The following is a 21,813-nucleotide window of genomic DNA, read 5'->3' on the forward strand; positions in this document are numbered from 1 at the left end:
AAGGCTTCTCGACTGCGCTCGAAGTGACAATGATTTACTTTAATGGATAGTGTTATATATTGGTTTTATTGATATTGTAAAAAAAGCTTCTCGACTGCGCTCGAAGTGACAAGTTTGCTTGTACTTGAATTGGATAAAGAGTAGTTAAAATTAGGGTTCATAAAGCTTTATTTTCCTGCAGTTTCTTTAAATTTTTCGATATCTAAATAGAGGATGCACCAACGGTGACCGTTTTCATCTTCAATATTTCTGCCTTGCATGAATGTTTCTGTAATAGCTGGGAAGATTTCTTTTCCACCTGCTTTTAACGCTTTTTCAATACTTAGATGCATCATTTCGATGGTATCAACTGGTAGGGTGAATGTAACTTGTGGAAGTGTTTTTGTATTGGAGAGTGTTTCGGTTGAATTGGAAAAAAACATTTCGTGGGTTTGTAACATGATATAGATGTGTGCTCCCCAAGTCATGCATTTTTGATTTTCAAATGTGAATAATGGGTTTGTTATACAGCCTAATTGTGTATAAAAGTGCACCGCTGCTGCTGTGTTTTTTACTGGTAAATTGATAAAGATTTGTTTCATTTTATTCCTTTTATAAAAAAATAAAGATACCGTTTCTTTGAATTATCCAACAATATGGAATGCGACAATAGGAGGAGGTGTTTGAGACAAAAGGTTTTGATGGCTTCTCGACTGCGCTCGAATTGACAATGTTGTGGTTGAAGTGTTATAATTAAAAAATATCTGTTAGATTTGATAGATCAGTTTGATTGCAATAAAGGGGTGTTTAGGTTATCGATACATTTTTATTCCATTGCATTCCATAAAAACACTCGAACTGAAGGATGGTGGATTTGTTATTGTTTTAGAATAGCTTCTCGACTGCGCTCGAAGTGACACTGGTGTGGTTGCAGTTATAGTGCTATATATTGATTTACTGATATTATTAATAAAAAAGCTTCTCGACTGCGCTCGAAGTGACAGGTCGTTTTTTTAAATAAGGCTTCTCGACTGCGCTCGAAGTGACCTAATTGAAAACCATCTGTCAAAACAAATTTTGCAGATGGTTTTGAATAGGATTGCTGCAATCTTTGCTTATTTCAAGGATTGGATTAATTGTTCTAAGTTGGCCAAACTTGCGTTGAAACCTTCTTTGAAGCCCATTTCAATCATTCGTTCCATACGTTCTAAAGATTCGTTGTAAATGGTGATTACCACTGTTGTTCTTCCCTGTTCTTCTGTAAAAGTGAAATCCCAATCGGAGCCTGTTGGAGCAGGATTTTCATCTTTATCGGCAAACGTATTGAAGAATTGAAAATTGGTTTTTGGAGTAATGGATTTGTATTGTTGAATGATCCAACCTTCTTGACCGTCTGGGCTAACCATAGCATAGAAGCGTTTGCCACCTTCGGTAAAATTCATGTATTTGGTTTTTGCTTGAAAAGGAGCTGGTGCTACCCATTGATCTAAGAGTTCGGCTTTGGTAAAAGCATCCCAAACCAAATTTAAATTTGCATCAAATTCTCTAGTGATGTAAACGGTTTGTGCTTTTTTATCTACGGTAAAATCAAATTTTAATGTACTCATTTTTTGTCTTTTAAGGATTAAAATTACTATTTTCTTATTTCAATTGATTTATTTATAAATACAAAACAAATACGAAACTATTTGGTTGCAAATATATGTGCAACTTTTTGGTTTCGCAAATATTTTTGAATATTTTTTTGGGTTAGGGTCTAATTTATAGAGAATTAAAGTTTTTCTAAATCGGATAAAATGGAGTAGTTAAAGCCTGTATAAATATAGTAATGTAAAGAGGTAGTTGCAAGAAATTATATTTTACAAAATCCCTCTTGCTTTAATTTCTAGGTATTTATTAATAGTATCTAAAGTTAGATTTTCCGGTTGGGTTAACACCGAATAAATACCATATTTTCTTAGTTCGTTTACGATAAGTCTTTTTTCGAAAGCAAACTTTTCAGCAATTACTTTGTCATAAATTTCTTGAACCGTTTCTGCTTTTTTCTCAATTAAATCATTGAGTTCGGTATTGTTAAAAAAGACAACTACAAGCAAATGATTTTTAGCAATTCCTTTTAAATAGGGTAATTGACGGTGTAAAGCGTCTAAGGTTTCAAAATTGGTATACAACATAATCAAACTGCGGTGGTTGATATGCTTTTTGATGTCGACGTAGAGTCTGCTATAATCGCTTTCGAAGAAATCGGTTTTAATGTTGTACAGACTTTCCATAATGTTTTGCATTTGGTTTTGTCTCTTTTCGGCAACTACACGATTTTCTACTTTTTTTGAAAAGGCAAACATACCCGCTTTGTCTTGCTTTTTGATAATTACATTGGATAAAACCAACGTTGCATTAATCGCATAATCTAATAAGCTTAGACCGTTAAAAGGCATTTTCATTACACGACCTTTATCGATGACCATGTATACATTTTGCGATTTTTCATCCTGAAATTGATTCACCATTAATTGGTTGCGTTTGGCAGTTGCTTTCCAGTTAATGGTACGAATATCATCCCCTTGGACATATTCTTTAATTTGCTCGAATTCCATGGTATGCCCAATACGTCTGATTTTTTTCAAACCATATTGAAACAAATGATTGGAAAAAGCCATTAAATCATACTTGCGTAATTGAATGTAAGAAGGGTAAGTAGGCACCATTTCATCTTTACTGAAGGTATATCTTTTAGCAACCAAGCCAAGTGGCGAGCTCGCATAGAAATTAACACTTCCAAAAAAGTATTCCCCACGTGCTGTAGGTCTTAAAAAATATTGGTATTCATCGTTCGATGCGGCTTTTATTTTTCGCTTAACTTCAAAATTACGTTGTTGAAACTGGGTTGGTATTTCATCAATAATTTTAGCTTGTATGGGAAATGTATATTTGTTCTTGATTTTAATTACGATGGGATTTTCATCACCATTGGATAATTTTTCAGGAGTACTTCTCGTCGCTTCAATTTTGTTACCAAAACCAAAGAGTAAGAGTATGTCAATAAGGAAGAATACCAATAAGACAAATAGTAGGTACCAACACGCATTGTACAGACTTGGAAACAAATAGGAAACAACAAATAGGGTAATGATACCCATAAGGCAATAAAAAAGGAAATTATTGAGATACAGTTGTTTTAGGAATTGTTTCATGGGAACTAGTACTGTGTTTTTCTAATTTGTGAGCCTTTATTATCTAGGAATTTCTACAGAATCGATAATTTGTTTGATGATTACCGTACTTGTAACCCCTTCCATTTCACGTTCTGGAGTAACTACTACACGGTGTTGTAACACAGGAATAGCAGCTTCTTTGATATCTTCTGGTGTTACAAAATCACGGTTTTTAAGAGCAGCAAAACCTTTTGCAGCATTTAAAATAGCTATCGAAGCTCTAGGAGAAGCCCCTAAATATAAGAATGGATTTTCTCTAGTGTTTAGGACAATTTTAGCGATATATTCGACTAAATGAGGCTCAATTAAAATTTGTTTCACTAAGCTTTGGAAGTGCAGTATATTACTCTTCTCAATCACTTTTACAATGGCTGCTAATTTATCGTTGTTTTGCAATTCGTTTTCTTTTTGAAGAATGGCAATTTCTTCTTGAAGGTTTGGATATCCAATATCTATTTTAAATAAGAAACGATCTAGTTGAGCTTCGGGTAAACGGTAAGTTCCTTCTTGTTCTATTGGGTTTTGTGTAGCAATAACTAAGAAAGGTAAGTCTAGTGAATAAGTAGTACCATCTGCAGTAATTTGACGTTCTTCCATAACTTCGAAAAGTGCAGCTTGTGTTTTTGCAGGAGCACGGTTGATTTCGTCAATAAGTACAAAGTTAGAAAATATAGGTCCTTTTTTAAATTCGAAAGTTGTTTTAGCTAAATCGAAAACAGAAGTACCAATAATATCCGATGGCATTAAATCGGGTGTAAACTGAATACGGCTAAAATCCAGACTTAAGGTTCTAGAAAGTAATTTGGCAGTTATGGTTTTGGCTACCCCAGGAACCCCTTCTAAAAGTACGTGACCATTTGAAAGTATGGCTACCAATAATTGGTCAATCATTTTAGATTGTCCCACAATAACTTTTGCAATTTCAGCTTTTACTTGATCTACGCTATGTTGTAAAGGAGTTAAATCCAAACGCGTTTTAAAATTGAGATCGTCAGTAGCTGCTTCATTAGCCATAGGATTCGTTTGTTCCATCGTATGTTCAGCAGCTTGCTCCATTTGAGATTCACTGTTGTGCTCGTTTACACTTTGGTTTTCTGGGTTTTCAAAATTATTTTCCATATGGTTTCTTTTACTTATTCTTCTTTTTTTGAACTTTAATGTAAGAATTAAAGCCATTGTTATTTTATAAATTTAGTTTTTCTAATGCTTTATTAAAAGCAATTAAATCATTTTCAGAACTGTCTAGCTGATTTCTATATTTTTTTATCAAATGAATTACAGCTTCAATTTCTGCTTTATTTTTTCCTGTTTTTTGATGCAAACGATTGACAAACGATTCATTTAAATCGAAAGTATCAATTAGGTATTCATTGCGTATTTTTTCTAAAAAGAATTTGATTTTTTTAGAGATGATGTCGTGATGATTTCCTTCTTGATAGTATAAATTTCCTATGGTTTTAGTAAAATCTACAGTCGTATTTTTTAACGGTTCTACGATAGGAATGACACGCTGTTTTCTTTTGGCATTGAAGAACATGAAAACCAGCAGACTGATAATGGCAATTTTCCAAGCATAATTTAAAGCAGGCTGATTAAAAATATACCCCATTTTATCTTTAATTTGATCTCGAGTTCCTTCTAAGTACCAAAATATTTTAGGATCTTCAATATGCGAAAGGACCTCTTCAGCATATTTATAATTGTCTTTTTTGAGCAAATAATAATTGGTAAATGCAACCGGTTGTGTGTGTAAATAAAAATAACCATTTACATGAGGAATTCGGATGAAGTTAACCAAACTGTCCTCATCTTTGGTTTTTTGATACCCTAAAATTGCTGTTCGAGTGGAATCAAAATGACTAAAATAAACATTATCTGTTCCTTTCAGATAACTATATTCTTTTCCTTTATCAGTTGATAAATACAAAGAGTCGGCATAGATATTGCTATAGGAATAATTGAAATCTAATGTATCTCTAAATTTAATAGGAAAGCTACTAGCACTTACAAAAGCAGTATTACCATGAGATACAAAGTAGAGTAGTTCTTGAGCCGATTCATCATCTAAATTAGACATTCCATCAATGTATAAAACAGTTCCTTGAGTGGTATAAGTTGTATCTTGATAAGAAAACTGATCATCTAAAAACTCATAAGGAGTTTCACCAAAACGTGTGATGCTTTGGAACTGAAACAACGTATCTATTTCTTTATTTAATACGAATAGTCCGAATGGAATTTTATCTTTAACACTAAAAGTTGGGTTCCAGTTTATGGGTTTCGGTTTGTTTGCGTCAATGGTAATTATTCCAATTAGAATAAGTACTAGAATGAAGACATATATTTTAATACTTTTCGGCATAATTACTTATTTGCAATTGCTTTTTCAAAAGCTTTTTCAGCTTTAGAAAAATCGGTTTCATTAATTTCAAATTCTCCGTACCAACTATACTCATAGATATAGGATAAATATTTGAAATTTTCTTTAAGTGTTGGAGATTGAATTTCGTATAAATAATCGGAATTGGTTTTTTCAATGTCCCACTCAATAATTTCTTTATCGGATAACGATTTTAGCAACCATAAATAATAATAACGAATGGTTAATCGATATTCCTTGTTAGCTTTTGACTGCTGAATGATTTCTTTAAAATCGATGGTATGAATGTTTTCTTCGACCATTTCAGAAACCATGATTTTCTTTTTATTTTTAGAGAAAACCCATTGTCCTTCTTTATTGATGATTAATCGAACAATTAAATAAATCACAAAACCGATAATGATAAAGGCTATGATTTTCATAAAAATCTCAAAGCCAGTGAGTGTATTATCTACGTCTCTAAAATCGAATAAGCGACTAAAAAAATCTTCAATGGCTTTCCAAAAACGATCCCAAGCCGTTTGATTTTTAGAATCGATTATAGTTTCATATTGATATTCTTTGGATTGATAACGTTCTTTAAACTTTGGGTCAAAATGTTTTGGAGTAGTTTCCCATGTATCTTCCAATATATCTTCTGTATAATATAAGGAGTCTATAGGTGTTGCTAAAACATTTTCTGTTGTCGAAAGGGTATCAGAATAGATTACCGATTGCGAATAACAGCAAAGGGAAAACAGCAGGAAGAGTATGTAACGTATTTTATTCACTGTCAGATCCAATTAAATCAATATCGCTTTTGATTGAAATATTTTCTTTTTCATCTGTAAGACTATAATAGATGATACCTTGATTTATAAAAATAAGATTTTGCAAGGTATAATTACAAATAGTCGCAATTACTAAAACAGCCGAAACAAGTATGCTCATCGTAGAAAAAGTTTCTTCCTGATTCACTTGTGGATTTACATTCGTAAAAATACCAAATATGCCTATTAAGTAAGGTACCATGGTAATTGCAGAATAAATGATATAATAGATAAGATACATAATCATTGTGGAACCTACTATAGGCCAAAATTTTGATTTCAGCAGTTCAAATCCGTTACCAACCGATTTTAAATAATCGTTTTCTGTAGAAATATAATCATAATAGCTTAATTTAATCCAGCTGAAAAGGACAGGAATTAGTATTATTAATAAAGGAATTCCAATTATAATAATACTTAATAAAATAAGAAGTGTTACTGTTATGGCTATTATCGGAAGAAAAACTAAAATAGAAGCTAGAAAAAACAATATTGTCTTCCCTAATTTTTCTTTCATAATTTGAAAAATATGTTGTGTAGTAATGTCACTTTTAGTACTAACTAATTTTAAATAGCTAATAGGAAAAGAATAGCTCACAAAACTGATAAAAAGGATTGCAAAAAAAGAAATTATTCCTAAAAAAATAAACAAAGGAATATTACTCATTAAATCATTTAAAAGTTGGTTTTCACCAAATTTTTGAGTATTAACAGATGAAAAAAGAGCGTCCATATAAACTTTCATAGCAAAATAGATGCATACTACTAAAATGAGTAACAACGGACCGTTGATAATAAAATAATTTTTAAAATAGTTTTTTCCTTCTATTTTTAAGAAAGCAAAAGTGTCGCTTATGAATTCGCTAAAACCTCTTTTTTTGTATAATTGAAACATATTATTTTTTAACTTTTTTATGTACGATAAAAGGATAAATTAAATAGTAAAAACTAATTAATCCTAAAGTGGTAAGAATAATTCCAACACTTAAAAAATGAGGCATATCTATGGAATAACGAGTGATAAAACCCTCTAAAAAACCAGCCATAATCGTAAATGGCATAGTACTTAAAAATATTTTAAAGGTATTTTTAAACCCAATTTTAAAAGAATTAAAACGAGAAAAGGTCTTTGGAAATAAGATGCTAGCACCTAATGCAAAACCAGCACCTGCTTCTATAATCATTGCAAAAATCTCCATAGAACCATGAATCCAGATTCCTCTAACGCTTTCCCAAAATACATTTTCATTATAAAACATAGTTTGAAAAGCGCCAAGCATAATACAATTTTGTATCAAAATATAAAAAGTTCCTATACCTATAAAAATTCCTGAAAAATAAGATAGAGCGCCTACTTTTAAATTGTTCCAAGTAATACCAATATAACTACCCCAATTACTACCACTTTTATAAACGGCTACAGGATTTCCATCTTTGATGTTCTCTAACGACATATTCACATAATCGTCTGTTAAAACAAGTCGCGCAAAAGTGTCATCTTGTAACGTTGAAATTACTCCAATAGAAGTTAAAATAGTAAAAAAGATAAAAGCATATAAAATATACCTTCTGTACTCATAAACGACAAGCGGAACTTCTGTTTTAAAAAAATATAAGAAACGATTACTATCTTCTCTTTTTGTTTTATAAATTTTTTGGTAGGTTTGCGAAGCTAAATAATTTAGATAAACCACAGTCTTACTTTTAGAATAGTAAGTTTGAGCATAAGCCAAATCATTCACCAAATGAATGTATAAATTGGCCAATTCATCTGGATTTTTTTTAGTTTTACCAAAAATAGCTTGTTCAAATTCAAGCCATTTTTCTTTATTTTGCTTAATAAATGCTACTTCTCTCATGAGGTGCTAAAATAAAAAAATATGTCACAATTAACTATAACTACGACACAAAATGTTTCAATAAATTTTACAGCAGCTTCTGTTGGGGAACGTATTTTGAGTCAAATACTTGATATTTTGGTTATTATAGCCTATTCTTTGGTAATATCTTACATTGTAAATAAATCAGGGTTAGAAAGTTATATTGTTTCAATGGATTATTGGTCGGGAATGGCTGTTTATATTATTTTATATTTACCCGTTTTCTTTTACTCTCTTATTCAGGAAAGTATTTGGGAGGGAAGAACTATTGGTAAACGTATCATGAAATTAAAAGTGATAAAAATTGACGGCTATCAAGCGGGTTTTGGAGATTACCTTATTCGTTGGTTGTTCCGTTTAGTAGAAGTTTTGCCTCCTTTATCTGTAGTGGGATTAATAGCCATTATTTTTAATGATAGAAATCAGAGAATAGGAGATATGGGAGCGGGTACATCGGTTATTTCGTTAAAGAATAATATTAATATTAATCATACTATTTTACAAGAAGTAAATGAAGATTATGTGCCTACCTATCCATTAGTAATAAAATTATCTGATAATGATATAAGAATTATTAAAGAAACATTTGAAATTGCCGTTCGAAATAGAGATTATGGCACTTTAATAAAGTTAAGAGAAAAAGTAATTGCTGTTACAGGAATTAAAAATCAATCAGGGAATGATCAAGATTTTATTAGAACGCTTTTAAAAGATTATAATTTCTATACCCAAAACATGTAACTATTTGCTTAGGTATAAGTAACCATTTAATGGTTCTGGATAACTTGGGTCATTTAGATATAAAATGTAATAATAAGTACCATCAGGAGCCATTTTTGTACCAATGCCTTCTTCTACATAACCATTCCAATCGGGTTTGTTACGATTTCCTGTCCAAAGCAATTTTCCCCATCGATTGTAAATTTCGAGTTTGAAATGAATGAATATATCTCGAAGCCCCTCAATAAAAAATGTGTCGTTAAACGAGTCATTGTTGGGAGAAACGGCATTGTAAATGATAGGAGGACAGTTTTCAACTTGAAGTAAAAAAGAAGTTACACTTATACAATTATTTTCGTTTTCAATCCGAATAAAAATTTCTTTTGGTGTGGTTAGTGCTTCATAAGTAGTAGTATTCAAAATTGGGTTAAGATTATGTATTGCATCATCGTACGTTTCATGAAAACTAATGAGATGAGAAGCATTGGTTTTGACCAAATCCTCATAACTAGAAAAATCAAAAATACCTCTTGTTAATCCTAAATTACACGTAATTACAGGTGGCAAAGTATTAAAATTAGGAGATTCAAATAAGGTAATAGTAGTATTGTAATCATTATTGGTTTCCACTAATTCTGTTACAACACCTGTTCCATTTCCTTGATCATCTGCAACCGCTGTCAAAGTAAAATTGGTAGCAACTGTATTCGGAATTGTAAGGGTTATACTTCCAGATTCATTTCCACCAATAGGAATTGGATTTTGAGTTTGTGAGGAACCTACTAAAATTCCATTTGCATAAAAAGCAATAGGGGTGTTGTCTGCTAAAATTTCAGTACTATTAAGATTGTATACCGTAAAACTCACAGGAATGTCACGATTATTACAGGTTAATTGGTAATCGTCAATAGTTATAGTAGCATCAGGTAACTGACTGTTTAATTTGGTAACAACGGTGTTAATCATTATAAAGTCTTGGAAGGAAGACAAAGTAATATTGGCACTAGTATTTCCTATTTGAATGTAGTCTTCAATCTCATAAATATCCAAATCCACATTGTATAAATCAGTCGATCCAGTTATAGAATTGGTTCCATTAAAAACATTATCAATAGGATTAGAAGCATTACTAATGATTGTTCCATTAATAGCAAATGTTTCAGTAGGTAAGGAAGCGTCACCTTCCCAAGCGATAAAACCGGCCGTTGCATTGTTATTGTCAATTACATATAAATTTGTTAAATCAATACTCAAATTATCAGGAACTCCTTGTAAGCCGTCGTACACATTAATTTGATTCAAAGGAAGACTGCTGTTTTCATAAACGATTAAGATAGCCCAACCGGCAAAATTGGTTTTTCTTTGAAAATGGTCCAATTCAAATGCAGAAATATCCAAATTCGATACGGTATAATCTCCATTTCCTGTGGTTTGAATAAAAGAAGTAATATCCTTAAAAGCACTAAAATAATTGAGCGTTAAATCAGGAAAAACATTTGTATGAGAAAAGGTACGATCTGGATTTATAGGAATTCCATTCAGATCCACATCAAAATCACCATCGCCACTTCCTGCCCAATACAAAAAAGCTTTAATTACGGTGTCTGTTGGATTTAAATTCAAAGAGGCTGTGGATGATGTGCCCGTAACCAAAACCGAGGAAGGATTGTTTTCTGCAACATTCATAGTGTTACCAATAAACGTAAAATCATACCTTCCGTTAATTTGCGTATAAAGAGTAATATCTTGCCCAAGCATAGCGATTGGGAAAAGGAGTACTAACAGATAAAAAGGAAGGTAATTTTTAGGACGCACTCGATTCTATTTATACATAAATTATCTTCTAAGGTACTAATTAATTTAATAAAATGTTTCCTTTTCAACTTACATGAATTAAAAAATTAGTAATTTTCGGCTTTAATCCTGACTTTTGAAAAAATATCAAGTAAAAAAATATACGACTGACTATTATTTCCAATGGAATGCATTTGTATCTCAGGCTAAAAATGCTACCTTTTTATTTCATAGAGATTTTATGGAATATCATAAGGATCGTTTTGAAGATTTTTCTTTACTCGTTTTTGATGAGAAAGAGAATCTAAAAGCAATACTTCCAGCAAATAAAGTACAGCATACTCTTTATTCTCACCAAGGATTAACTTATGGTGGTTTATTGTTGCCAATGCAAGCAAAATACGAAGAGGTAAAATGCTTTTTCGAAACTGTTTTGGAGTATTTAAAAGATCAGCAAATAAAAGAATTTATTTACAAACCCATACTCGATTTTTATACTGCATTACCTTCAGAAGAATATTTGTTTGTTCTTAAAGAAAAAGAAGCGGTTTTAAAAAAGAGGGAATTCAACTTATGTATTCCTTTAAAGAGAGATTTTGTTATTTCTAAAAGTAAGTATAAACATTATAAACGAAATGGGAAGTTGGCTTTTCAAATTAAAAAGGAATCTAATTTTTCTCAATTTTGGAATGAGGTTTTAATTCCTAGATTACAAACAAAATACAATGCCAAACCAGTGCACAGTTTGGAAGAAATCACAACATTAAGTCAAAAATTTCCTGAAAACATAGTGCAGTATACTATCTATTATGAAGATGAAATTGTAGCAGGAATGACACTCTTTAAATCAAAATATGTAATTAAATCCCAATATGGTGCTACTACTGATTTAGGAGAAAAAATAAGAGCGTTAGATTATTTGTATTTTCATTTAATTGAACGTTACAAAGAGGATTATGAATTCTTTGATATGGGCACTTGTACAGAAGACAATGAAAAAGGTTACAATTCGGGTTTATTAACTCAAAAAGAAGAACTAGGTTGCAGTTTGTATAATCAAGACACCTATTGTATTTCGTTATGATAAAATTTTTAGACTTACATGCGATAAATAAACCTTATGAAGCAGCTTTTCTTAACAAAACGAAAGCAATGCTAGATGGAGGTTGGTATGTATTAGGAGAAGAAGTAAAATCGTTTGAAGCTACTTTTGCTAAGTATTGCAACACCAAATATTGTATTGGAGTGGGTAACGGTTTAGATGCGTTAGTCCTTATTTTTAAAGCATATATTCAATTGGGTAAATTGCAAAAAGGAGATGAGGTTTTGGTTCCATCAAATACCTATATTGCAAGTATTTTAGCAATTTTACAAGCCGATTTAGTTCCTGTATTAGTTGAACCCAAAGTTGAAACTTATGCTATAAACCCTAGCTTAATTCCAGAAAAGATTACTTCTAAAACGAAAGCCATTTTAGCAGTTCATTTATACGGTCAGTTAGCTGAAATGGATGCCATTCAAGCTATTGCGGAACATAATCAGTTATTAGTTATTGAAGATGCTGCTCAAGCTCATGGTGCTGTTTCAGGAATATTAAGTAAGAAAGCTGGAAATTTAGGTCATGCTGCTGGTTTTAGTTTTTATCCTGGTAAAAATTTAGGAGCCTTAGGAGATGCAGGTGCTATAACTACAAATGATAAAGCTTTGGCTGAGGTACTTTTTTCGATGCGTAATTATGGTTCGAAAGTCAAATATGAGAATGAAATTCTGGGAACTAATTCAAGATTAGATGAATTACAAGCTGCTTTTTTGAATGTGAAATTACCTGATTTAGAGATAGAAAATGAAAAAAGAAGACAAATAGCCCAGCGTTATTTAAGAGAAATAAAAAATGAAAAAATACAACTTCCTTTTTGGGATGGAAGTAAGAATCATGTTTTTCATTTGTTTGTGATTCAAACCAAAAACAGAAAAGAATTGGTTACCTATTTAAAAGAAAAAGGGATAGAAACTATGATTCATTATCCGATTGCACCTCATAAGCAAGAAGCATTGCACCAATGGAATCAGTTGTCATTTCCTGTAACTGAAAAAATTCATGAGGAGGTATTGAGTATTCCTTTAAATGGTATTTTAGAAGAAGAAGAAATTCAAAAAATAATTAAAGTTTTAAATGAATATTAAAAGTGAGTGAAGAAAAGAGCACATATAAAAGAATTCTATTGGCAACTTCTGTTTTTGGAAGTATGCAATTTATAAATCTTTTCTTTTCATTTGTTAAACATAAACTGTTGTCAATTTTCATTGGAGCTGAAGGGTATGGTATTTTTGGAATGTTAAATTCTATTGTTGATTTAATTAAGTCCATTTCTGGTTTGTCTATAGATAATAGTGCCGTTAAAGCAATTGCAAGTCAGGAAAATAGCGATTTTAATGCACAAGTAGTTTTAAAATTATCGCTTTTAACAGGTCTTTTAGGATGTTTTGTGACTGTTTTATTTTCTCCAATCATAAGCAAATACTTATATTTTACGTATGACTACTGGTATCTTATTGTCTTTTTAGGGTTAGCCGTTTTTTTTAAGCAAATTGCAAGCGCTTTTATTGCTATTTTACAAGGCAGAAGTCTCTTTAAGAAATTAGCCAAATCCAATTTATTATCTAACGGTTTAGGGTTGCTTTTTACCATTCCTTTTTTTTATTTTTTCAAAAAAGATTTTATCATTCCAGCTATAATAATCACAGCTTTAGTCAATATGATAGTAGGTTGGTTTTTTGTGAAAAAAATCAAGGTTATGAATGCTCTTTTAACATTTAAAGAAGCCGTATCACAAGGAAAAGAAATTATTTATTTTGGTAGTTTATTAATGATTATGTCTTTTTTACCTTTGTTGGTCAATTATACATTACAAATCCTAATAAACAAACAAGATGGTATTGAAAATGTTGGGCTTTTTAATGTGGCAAATATTATTTTAAATACCTATGTAGGTTTTCTTTTTAACGCCATGTCTTTGGAATATTATCCACGATTAGTAAGTTTAGAAAAGAATAATAGCAAAGTTGCTATTACAGTGAAACAACAAGCCATTGTAACCACTCTATTAATAGTTCCTGTAGTTATTTTTTTTATTGGTTTTGGTGAATTTATTATCCAATTTTTGTTTTCAAAAGAGTTTCTAGAGGTAAATCAATTATTACAATGGGCAGTTATAGGCATGTTTTTTAAAGCGATTTCTTTTTCCATTGGATATTTATTTATTGCAAAAGCCGATTCTAAAGTTTTTATGAAAACTTCATTAGGTTTTAATGTTTTATATTTTTTAATGTTATACTTTGGTTATCAATTAGGAGCATTTAAAGGTATGGGAATAGCTATTGCAGTTTACTTTTTTCTTCATTTAACAGGTGTTTATCTTATTGCTAAAAAAAGATATCAAATGACTTTTTTTGAAAAAAAGGATATCGTTTTATTTGTGTCCCAATTTCTCACTTTACTTGTTGCGCTTTATATTATGCGCTTGTCACCTCAAATTCATTTATATTTGATTACTATTTTATTAATTTTAAGTAGTAGTTATACCTTTTATGAAATTAATAAATTAGTGGTTTTAAAAGATTTGTTTAAGAAATGAAAATTGTATCAAAAATAAAAAGAGTCTTACAAGTAAATTGGATCAAATCGGTTTATTTTAACTTTAAAAAATTTCCTTTTGCTATTGCTAAAAAGATGCCTGTTTTATTTTATGGTAGCGTAAAATTTCAAAATATATCAGGAAAAATATGTATTAATGCTCCCATACAAACCGGAATGATTGGTTTTGGAAAACCCTATGAAATGAATACTCTTTCAAGTGGCATTGCAGAAATAATGCTAGCAGGAACCCTTATATTTGAAGGACATGTTCAATTTGGGAAAGATTATTTTGTATATGTAACAAAAGAAGCAGTTTTACAAATGGGAGACATGTCATCCCTTGCTTCCAAAGGGAAAATCATTTGTACCCAAGAAATTGTTTTTGGAAATTATGCTAGATTAGGATCTGAATGTCAGGTTATTGATACCAATTTTCATGAAATGATGAATACAGTAACCCAACAAAAATTCCCTTTGAAAGCACCTATTAGAATCGGAAATTATAATTTTATAAGTAATAGAGTTACGTTTTTATCCAAATCGATTACTCCGGATTATTGTACTGTAGCGTCAAATAGTTTGTGTAATAAAGATTATACTTCTTTCGGAAATGCAATTTTAATTGGTGGTGTTCCAGCTCAATTAGTAAAAGAAAACATTACAAGAGATTGGGAAGGTGAAAAAGATAATTTGGATCGTTATTTAAAGAATAGTTTTATGTGATTTTTAGTTCATAAAAACTCAAATTCAGATGAATATTTTAATTTATAAGGACTTAAAAAATACTTTTATGTAAAAAAAGATATATTTAAAAATATAAGGATAATTTCTAGAATGTATATTTATCATAAATTGATATTTAATTCTACTAAGTAAAGCTTTATGCTCTTCTTTATTCTTATTTAAATAATATGCTTTTAGCAATATAACGTAGGAAGAATGATGTAATTTTTTTGTTTTTGGATTAATTCTTTTGTAAAAATAAGAACCTAATGAATTATTCAATTCTCTTTTTTTTACTAGAACTTTTGGAATATATTCAAAGTCATATTTTCTAGATATCTTAACCCATAAATCTAAATCTTCGTATGATAAATTTTCGTCATAGCCACCTTCTTTTTCTAAAATTTCTTTTTTAATCATTGATGAAACCGAACAAATTTTAGTGGATTTACTAATAACCATTTTGTAAATATCGCCACTTTCTGGATGATCAGAATCAGTATAATAATGACTTATAAATTGATTGTTTTCATCTATTAATTCTAAATTTCCATAAACAACAGCAAGATTTGCGAAACGAGTATTTTGAAAAGTTTTTATTTGTTCTTCAATGCAATTAGGTTGTAAAACATCATCAGCAGCTAAATCGATAATGTATGCTCCATTTACTTTTTTTAGGGTGTTGTTAAAGGTTTTTGTATTACCTAAATTTGTACTATTAGGGAAAAATGGAACCGTTGGATTTTTTTTAATCCAATTTTCAATTACCTCTTTAGAAGTATCAGTACTGCAATCATCTGCTATTACTAATTGAATATTAGGATAAGATTGTTGTAAAACTGAATTTAAAGCTTCTTCAATATAAGGAGCATGATTGTAAGAAATACATATTACACTTACTAAAGGTAAATTTTGCATATCAAATTTAAAAGAGTATTTTCGGCTAAATTAATAAAATAGATGGATTCTAATACAAGAGATAGAAAAAGAATAGCACTTATTGGTTATAAATTCTGTTATGGAGGTTTGGAGAAAGTAATGAGTGATCTTTCTATTTTATTTGATCGGAATGGTTATGAAGTTGTAACTATAGTTTTAGATAAAGAAGTTTGTTATCCAAATGGAGGACAATTAATTGCTTTAGGTAATGAAAATAAGATTTTAAAATATCTAAAATTAAATACTATTTTAAAGAAAAGTAAATTTGATTACATTATTGACTTTAGATATCGTTTAAACCCAATTATGGAACTAATATTCTTAATGGTTTTTTATTCTAAGACTAAAGTTATTTATACTATTCATAGCGCAAATATTAAGTCATATTTTACAAAATATAATTTTATAGCCAAACTACTTTTAAAAAAAGTGTACCGATTTGTAAGTGTTTCTCACGCTATTCAAGAAAAATTAAAAAAGAGCTATAAAACCATTCCTATTGAAGTAATTCCTAATACATTTGATAGAAATAAAATAAATTATTCTTTATTAGAAAAAAAAGATAATCTTCCAAAATTTAAGTACATAGTTGCTATGGGTAGATTAGCAAAAGAAAAACAATTTGATAAATTAATCGAAATGTATGCGAAATCATCTTTGCCTATAAGTAATATACATTTATTAATTTTAGGAAAGGGTGAACAAGAGTCTTTGTTAAAAGAAAAATGTAATTTTTTAGGACTGAATGATAAGATTCATTTGTATGGTTTTCAAGATAATCCGTATGTTTACTTAGAAAAAGCAATGTTCTTAGTTTTATGTAGTGCCTATGAAGGATTTGGAATGGTTCTTTTAGAGGCTTTAGCTGTCCAAACACCAGTGGTTTCTTTCGATTGCGAAACGGGACCTTCAGAAATTATTGTTCACGAAAAAAATGGATTACTAATTGAAAATCAAAATTTTTATGAGCTTAAAAATAAAGTGGAATGGTTAGCTCAAAATCCAGATATTATGGAGCTATATAGCAAAAATTGCTTAGAAAGTATTTCGAAGTTTGAAGATAAAATCATAGTAGAGAAATGGAATTCAATTTTAGAATGAATAAAATAAAAATTATTAAAATACCGAAGATAGAAGACCATAGAGGAAATTTATCTGTGATTGAGAAAGATGTTCTTCCTTTTGAAATACAAAGAGTATATTATTTATATGATGTGCCAGCAGGTGCAGAACGAGGAGGTCATTCTCATAAAAAAACAAAGGAATTTTTAATAGCATTATCAGGAAGTTTTGATGTGATAGTAACAGATGGAACTTTAAAAGAAACAGTTACCTTAAATAAGCCTTATGAAGGACTTTTAATTGAAAATGGCGTTTGGAGAGAATTGAATAATTTTTCGTCAGGATCAGTTTGTTTAGTAATAGCATCTGATGTTTTTGAAGAAGAGGATTACATTAGAGATTTTAATGAATTTATAAAATCAATTTAATCATAAATTGTAAAATCAACTCCTTTATTTCTTAGCCAATGTTTCAATTTTAATAATTTTTGCAATATAGGACTAGGGAGTAAAAATAAAGCTTTGGTTTTTAAAGGAATATTGTAGCTTTTAACGTCTTGTAAATAAAATTGAACCAATTTATTTTCATTGGCAATTTTATAATGAATAGCATAAAAAATTCGATGTAAATCGAGAAATTTTTTTAAATCTTTATTCTTTAGTTCTTCCTTTTTAAATTGATTGAAATTCATTAGCTTCATTTGTCTAATATCTTTTTTTGAAAGGCTATTAGGTACATAATAATTATAGATAGCTGTAGTTTTATCATGCAAAGCGACAGGATATTCAATCGCTATTTTTGTCCATAATTCTAAATCTTGACCGTTTGTTATTTCTTCTGAAAAGCAACCCATTTCCAAAAGTATTTTTTTAGGAATAATTTGATTTAGGGTAATATTAATTTTAAAAGGATAATTAGAACGAAAATAATTTGGAATAACCCCATAAAAATCGTCCGAAACACCTTTGAAGTGAGGTTTTGTGAAATTTTCTTTTGAGTTTTGAATTTTATATCTTGAACAATAAGAACCACAATTTGGAAAACGCAAATATAATTTAACTAATTCTTCTAAGTGATTTGGATACCAATAATCATCAGCGTCTAAAAAAGCAATCAGCTTTCCATTTGATTTTTCAATGCCTAAATTTCTCGCTGCAGCAGCCCCTTTATTAAGTTGATTAAAAAGAATAATTCGATTATCAGAAAAGCGGGTTACTATTTTTTCACTAGTATCTGTTGAACCATCATTTACGACAATAATCTCATAATCTGTAAAGCTTTGATGTAATACAGAATTCAATGTGTCTTTTATGATTGAATCTTTATTATATAAAGGGATTATAACAGAAATTAACGGCATATTATTCTTTTTTAGCAATAATTAGTTGTTCATTATCTGAAAACCCAAAATAGTCCTCTTTCTGAAATTGTAAAATTTCAATTTTGAACCCTACATTTTGTAATCGATCTTTTAATCCATTTATAGAATAGATTCTTACATGGTCTTCTTGTCCAAAATGCTTCAATCGTTCTGCTTCTGTAGTTATGCTGTAATCTTCATAAATTTCTCCTTCTTTAAAAGGTGTTTGTATGAGTAGGGTTCCATTTGGTTTTAAAACACGATACAATTCAGACATTGCTTTTTTATCATCTATAATATGTTCCAAAATATGATAACAAATGATTAAATCAAAAGAATTGTCTTCTTTATCAATTGAAGTAATGTCATATTTTGCATCAGCTATAAAATTACCCGATAAATCCGTAGCTGTATAATGAATGTTTTTTTGTTTTTTCCAATTTCGATAAAGAGATCTTGAGGGAGAAAAATCTAAAACGAAAGGGCTGTTTTTTAAATATTTTGTTGTAATAATGTTCCAAAGCCTACGATCTCTTGATAAACTTCCACAATTGGGACACAAATAATCCTTATTCTCGAGTAGTACCCATTCTTTAGACTGGAAGCCACAAATGACACATTCATGTTTACTACCTTGTTTGTTTATCGTATAACATTTTCTCAGAAAGGGTTCCATTTTAAAAAGCATCTTTTTGGTAATGAAAAGACTAACGGTCTTTTTTAAAAATGAATAGATACTACTTTTTTGATACATTTCTACAACTTTAAAATATGTGTATTATTTTCCTATCTTTAAAGTGCTAATGTAACCAATTCTATACAGGTTAAATAAAAAAAGAGAGGGATTCTTACTTAAAATTTGTTTTTTTAATAAACTTTTAGAAAGAATAAAAAAAAGCTGTACCAGATAAATTAATTTAGTTTTTTTTAAAAACACATATAGCTTTACTATAGAAATAAAATTGGAATCTAATTTTTTATTGTAATAAAGAAGTAAGGCACTTTTTAAACTTTCTTCAACTTTTTTTAAATAACAAGCATTATTGTCGATGTCTTCATGAAGTATTGGGTTGTCAATATGGTTTATTTTTACATTAAGTTTACTTAATTCATATGAAAACTGAGTGTCATCATGACCGTACAGTTTTATTTCTTTATCAAATTCTACCCGATCAAAAATAGACTTTTTAATGAGTGTATTATTGAAAAGCAAAGATTTGAAAGGAGTAAGTTTTCTTTTTGAAACTATTTTATCTTCAATATATTTGCCATATTTCCAGCGTAATTTTTGTTGTTTTGATGGACATTTTTCCGGATGTTGTCTTCCTCCATAAATAACATCAAATCCAATACAATTCTCAAGATAGTTTTGGATGTAATTCGACTGAATAATTTTGGAATCACCATCAATAAATAGAAGCCATTTAAATTTAGCCTTTTTAGCAAGAAGATTTCTATTTTGCCTGTGCGCTACATTATTTTCTAAAGAAATGAAAAAACAATTATCAAGTAAATTGATTTCTTCATTTATTTTATTTAAAGGTGATTTTGAAGCATCATCTTGACAAATGATTTCATATACTATTCCATTTAGCATACACTGCTTTTGTAATTCTTTGACTAAAGGTAAAGCATTATAATTATAAATAGGTATTAAAATGGATAACATAGTTATTTTTTACTAAAAATTGTTAAATTTGTTTTAATAACAACGGTATATGAAAAGAAATGATATTGCTGAAATAATATTTGCAAATATATTTAAAAATAAAGATTCCTTACAAAAACAGTATAGTAATTCCCAAAATGAAATTGGATATTTTTTTATAGATGCATTACTTCCTGATGAAATTGTAACACAATTAAATACTTGTTTTCCAAAGACCGAGGAGATGGTTTTAAAGAAGAGTTTGAGAGAGAATAAATATATTGGAGTTCAAATGAATAAGTATGCACCAATACTTGAAGAAGTGTTATTTGCATTTCAAGATGAAAAAGTTGTGAGTATAATTGAAGAAATCGTAGGTTTAAAAGAAATATATCCTGACGATAAATTATACGCTGGAGGAATTTCATTAATGAAAAAAAATCAATTTCTAAATCCACATTTAGATAATTCTCATGATAAAGAAAGGGAAAGATGGAGAGTGTTTAATTTACTTTATTATATTTCAGCTGATTGGGAATTTGAAAATGGTGGGAACTTAGAACTTTGGCCAAATGGATTAGAAGCAAAACCAATTACAATCGAAAGCAAATGCAATCGTTTGGTAGTTATGGCTACACATAATAATTCACTTCATTCCGTATCTCCAGTTGTAAAAGAGGTAGAAAGAAAATGTATTTCTAATTATTACTTCTCTGATAAACCATTGAAAGAAAATGACTTTTTTCATGTAACTTCTTTTAGAGGAAGACCAGAAAATAAGATAATAGATGTTTTACTTCAGGCAGATAGTTTCTTAAGAATGAATATTAGAAAAATTTTCAAAAAAGGAATCAAAGAAAATCCGCATTATTATAAAAAAGAATAAAATTAAACGGTTCTTTGTACTACTTCAAAAATTTGTCCACCTTCAAATTTTAGAGTTTTGGATGGAAATTTTAATAATAAGGCATAATCATGTGTCGCCATAATTATCGTTTTTCCAGCACCGTTAATTTTTCTCAAAACATCCATTACTTCGGCACTAGTTTGAGGGTCTAAGTTTCCAGTAGGTTCGTCTGCTAAAATTAATTCCGGATTGTTTAATAAAGCTCTCGCAATAGCAATTCTTTGCTGTTCTCCTCCAGATAACTGATGTGGCATTTTAGATTGGTAATTTTTCATGCCTACTTTATCCAAAACTTCGTCAATTTTAACATTCATCTCTTCTGCAATTGTCCAACCAGTTGCTCTTAAAACAAATAATAAATTTTCTTTTACATTACGATCAGGCAATAATTTAAAATCTTGGAAAACAACACCTAATTTCCTTCTTAAATAAGGAATATCTTGTTCTTTTAAATCTCTTAAATTGTAATCTACAATAGTTCCTTCACCCATAGTTAAAGGTAAATCTGCATAAAGCGTTTTTAGAAAACTACTTTTTCCCGATCCCGTTTTACCAATTAAATAAATAAATTCTCCATTTTTTACTTCTAAGTTAACATTCGTTAAAACAGGGTTTTTTTCTTGAAAAACTGAAATATCTTTTAAGGAAAGAATGCTTTGCGACATAGGTTTATAACAATTTAATGTTGTAAAAGTAAGAACTTACAACTCGCTTTCAAAATTTATCGTCAATTAAGTGAAAAATTAGGTTTTCTTTCACA

General features: G+C 29.6%; 22 protein-coding genes. 8 read left to right on the top strand and 14 right to left on the bottom strand.

The features are described from left to right. Nucleotides 1-167: 167 nt before the first annotated feature. From FHG05_RS16595 to FHG05_RS16630, 8 genes are all read right to left on the bottom strand, one after another. The gene (locus FHG05_RS16595) at nt 168-581 is read right to left on the bottom strand and encodes a VOC family protein (protein WP_140999231.1); all 414 of its coding nucleotides are present in this window, start codon (nt 579-581) and stop codon (nt 168-170) included. Between the two features lie 513 nt (nt 582-1,094). Continuing rightward, entirely contained in the window at nt 1,095-1,586 is a 492-nt protein-coding gene (locus FHG05_RS16600) for an SRPBCC family protein (RefSeq protein WP_140999232.1), read from the bottom strand. Nucleotides 1,587-1,838: 252 nt separating this feature from the next. After that, on the bottom strand, nt 1,839-3,173 hold the full coding sequence (locus tag FHG05_RS16605; protein ID WP_140999233.1) for a DUF58 domain-containing protein: 1,335 nt from the start codon (nt 3,171-3,173) through the stop codon (nt 1,839-1,841). Between the two features lie 39 nt (nt 3,174-3,212). Further along, nucleotides 3,213-4,208 carry an AAA family ATPase gene (locus FHG05_RS16610; RefSeq protein WP_394344905.1) on the bottom strand — a complete coding sequence of 332 codons (996 nt, stop codon included), beginning with the start codon at nt 4,206-4,208 and terminating at the stop codon, nt 3,213-3,215. Between the two features lie 169 nt (nt 4,209-4,377). Then, nucleotides 4,378-5,556 (bottom strand): DUF4350 domain-containing protein, encoded by a 1,179-nt coding sequence (locus tag FHG05_RS16615; RefSeq protein WP_140999234.1) that lies wholly within the window; start codon nt 5,554-5,556, stop codon nt 4,378-4,380. 2 nt (nt 5,557-5,558) lie between these two features. Then, nucleotides 5,559-6,344, bottom strand: coding sequence for a DUF4129 domain-containing protein (locus FHG05_RS16620; RefSeq protein ID WP_140999235.1), 786 nt, complete (start codon nt 6,342-6,344; stop codon nt 5,559-5,561). Further along, nucleotides 6,337-7,278, bottom strand: a complete 942-nt coding sequence (locus FHG05_RS16625; RefSeq protein WP_140999236.1) for a hypothetical protein — start codon at nt 7,276-7,278, stop codon at nt 6,337-6,339. Before FHG05_RS16625 ends, FHG05_RS16620 begins: the two co-directional genes overlap by 8 nt. A 1-nt stretch (nt 7,279) precedes the next feature. Then, nucleotides 7,280-8,242, bottom strand: coding sequence for a stage II sporulation protein M (locus FHG05_RS16630; RefSeq protein WP_140999237.1), 963 nt, complete (start codon nt 8,240-8,242; stop codon nt 7,280-7,282). A 21-nt stretch (nt 8,243-8,263) separates the two neighbouring features. Between FHG05_RS16630 and FHG05_RS16635 the strand changes: the two genes are divergently transcribed. Next, nucleotides 8,264-9,004 carry an RDD family protein gene (locus FHG05_RS16635; protein WP_140999238.1) on the top strand — a complete coding sequence of 247 codons (741 nt, stop codon included), beginning with the start codon at nt 8,264-8,266 and terminating at the stop codon, nt 9,002-9,004. Here the strand turns inward: FHG05_RS16635 and FHG05_RS16640 are convergent, their stop codons facing one another. Further along, nucleotides 9,005-10,798, bottom strand: coding sequence for a T9SS type B sorting domain-containing protein (locus FHG05_RS16640; protein WP_235889688.1), 1,794 nt, complete (start codon nt 10,796-10,798; stop codon nt 9,005-9,007). It lies immediately after the preceding gene. A 115-nt stretch (nt 10,799-10,913) separates the two neighbouring features. On the opposite strand from FHG05_RS16640, the gene FHG05_RS16645 reads away from it, so the two are divergent. The 4 genes from FHG05_RS16645 to FHG05_RS16660 are packed head-to-tail and all read left to right on the top strand — an operon-like array spanning nt 10,914 to nt 15,137. Further along, nucleotides 10,914-11,861, top strand: a complete 948-nt coding sequence (locus FHG05_RS16645) for a FemAB family protein (protein WP_140999239.1) — start codon at nt 10,914-10,916, stop codon at nt 11,859-11,861. Beyond that, a complete protein-coding gene (locus FHG05_RS16650) occupies nt 11,858-12,961 on the top strand; it encodes a DegT/DnrJ/EryC1/StrS family aminotransferase (RefSeq protein WP_140999240.1) in 1,104 nt (367 codons plus the stop codon). The genes FHG05_RS16645 and FHG05_RS16650 overlap by 4 nt, the downstream gene beginning before the upstream one ends. 2 nt (nt 12,962-12,963) lie before the next feature. Further along, the gene (locus FHG05_RS16655) at nt 12,964-14,412 is read left to right on the top strand and encodes an oligosaccharide flippase family protein (protein ID WP_140999241.1); all 1,449 of its coding nucleotides are present in this window, start codon (nt 12,964-12,966) and stop codon (nt 14,410-14,412) included. Beyond that, a complete protein-coding gene (locus FHG05_RS16660) occupies nt 14,409-15,137 on the top strand; it encodes an acyltransferase (protein WP_140999242.1) in 729 nt (242 codons plus the stop codon). Before FHG05_RS16655 ends, FHG05_RS16660 begins: the two co-directional genes overlap by 4 nt. 42 nt (nt 15,138-15,179) lie before the next feature. On the opposite strand, the gene FHG05_RS16665 is transcribed toward FHG05_RS16660, so the two are convergent. Continuing rightward, the gene (locus tag FHG05_RS16665) at nt 15,180-16,055 is read right to left on the bottom strand and encodes a glycosyltransferase family 2 protein (protein ID WP_140999243.1); all 876 of its coding nucleotides are present in this window, start codon (nt 16,053-16,055) and stop codon (nt 15,180-15,182) included. Nucleotides 16,056-16,097: 42 nt separating this feature from the next. Between FHG05_RS16665 and FHG05_RS16670 the strand changes: the two genes are divergently transcribed. Both FHG05_RS16670 and FHG05_RS16675 read left to right on the top strand, forming a co-directional pair. Continuing rightward, nucleotides 16,098-17,177, top strand: a complete 1,080-nt coding sequence (locus FHG05_RS16670) for a glycosyltransferase (protein ID WP_140999244.1) — start codon at nt 16,098-16,100, stop codon at nt 17,175-17,177. Further along, nucleotides 17,174-17,566 carry a sugar 3,4-ketoisomerase gene (locus FHG05_RS16675; protein WP_140999295.1) on the top strand — a complete coding sequence of 131 codons (393 nt, stop codon included), beginning with the start codon at nt 17,174-17,176 and terminating at the stop codon, nt 17,564-17,566. The genes FHG05_RS16670 and FHG05_RS16675 overlap by 4 nt, the downstream gene beginning before the upstream one ends. On the opposite strand, the gene FHG05_RS16680 is transcribed toward FHG05_RS16675, so the two are convergent. Genes FHG05_RS16680 through FHG05_RS16690 form a run of 3 tightly spaced genes read right to left on the bottom strand, consistent with a single transcriptional unit; the run spans nt 17,563 to nt 20,167 of the window. After that, the gene (locus FHG05_RS16680; RefSeq protein WP_140999245.1) at nt 17,563-18,498 is read right to left on the bottom strand and encodes a glycosyltransferase family 2 protein; all 936 of its coding nucleotides are present in this window, start codon (nt 18,496-18,498) and stop codon (nt 17,563-17,565) included. The two genes, FHG05_RS16675 and FHG05_RS16680, sit on opposite strands and share 4 nt — an antisense overlap. Before the next feature lies 1 nt (nt 18,499). Then, nucleotides 18,500-19,252, bottom strand: coding sequence for a class I SAM-dependent methyltransferase (locus FHG05_RS16685; protein ID WP_157504290.1), 753 nt, complete (start codon nt 19,250-19,252; stop codon nt 18,500-18,502). A gap of 24 nt (nt 19,253-19,276) precedes the next feature. Then, nucleotides 19,277-20,167 carry a glycosyltransferase family 2 protein gene (locus FHG05_RS16690; RefSeq protein WP_140999246.1) on the bottom strand — a complete coding sequence of 297 codons (891 nt, stop codon included), beginning with the start codon at nt 20,165-20,167 and terminating at the stop codon, nt 19,277-19,279. A 49-nt stretch (nt 20,168-20,216) separates the two neighbouring features. On the opposite strand from FHG05_RS16690, the gene FHG05_RS16695 reads away from it, so the two are divergent. Continuing rightward, complete coding sequence (locus FHG05_RS16695; protein ID WP_140999247.1) at nt 20,217-21,032, top strand: 2OG-Fe(II) oxygenase; 816 nt, start codon at nt 20,217-20,219, stop codon at nt 21,030-21,032. 2 nt (nt 21,033-21,034) lie between these two features. On the opposite strand, the gene FHG05_RS16700 is transcribed toward FHG05_RS16695, so the two are convergent. Further along, nucleotides 21,035-21,718, bottom strand: coding sequence for a cell division ATP-binding protein FtsE (locus FHG05_RS16700; RefSeq protein WP_140999248.1), 684 nt, complete (start codon nt 21,716-21,718; stop codon nt 21,035-21,037). Nucleotides 21,719-21,813 lie beyond the last annotated feature (95 nt).

This window comes from Flavobacterium profundi, from assembly GCF_006491645.1.
GTDB lineage: Bacteria > Bacteroidota > Bacteroidia > Flavobacteriales > Flavobacteriaceae > Flavobacterium > Flavobacterium profundi.